The organism is Mesorhizobium sp. M00.F.Ca.ET.216.01.1.1 (genome assembly GCF_004010325.2).
In the GTDB taxonomy this organism is placed as follows: domain Bacteria; phylum Pseudomonadota; class Alphaproteobacteria; order Rhizobiales; family Rhizobiaceae; genus Mesorhizobium.
Genome location: NZ_SADR02000404.1, coordinates 1 through 313, shown reverse-complemented (window position 1 = coordinate 313; position 313 = coordinate 1). Strand labels below are relative to the sequence as shown.

Genomic DNA, 313 nt, shown 5'->3' with positions numbered 1-313 from the left:
CGCTGCAGCCGCTGATCGGCCTGGTGGCGATGAAGACGGGACGCCCGGCGGCGCTCGCCTATACACGCAACGAATCGATGATGTCGACCACCAAGCGCCATCCTGCCGAGATGAAGGCGACCATCGGCGCGGATGCCGAGGGTCGCGTCATCGGCATGATTTTCGAGGGAGACTTCAACACCGGCGCCTATGCGAGTTGGGGACCGACAGTCGCCAACCGCGTGCCGGTGCATGCCTCCGGTCCCTATCTAACGCCGAACTACCGGGCGGAAGGCCGCGCCATCCACACCAACGGCCCGATCGCCGGCGCCTT

Annotated in this window: 1 protein-coding gene; it reads left to right on the top strand. The window is 66.1% G+C overall.

Annotated elements, in window-relative coordinates:
- A partial coding sequence (locus EN859_RS36685; protein ID WP_145972012.1) for a molybdopterin cofactor-binding domain-containing protein occupies positions 1-313 on the top strand: 313 nt, incomplete at both ends.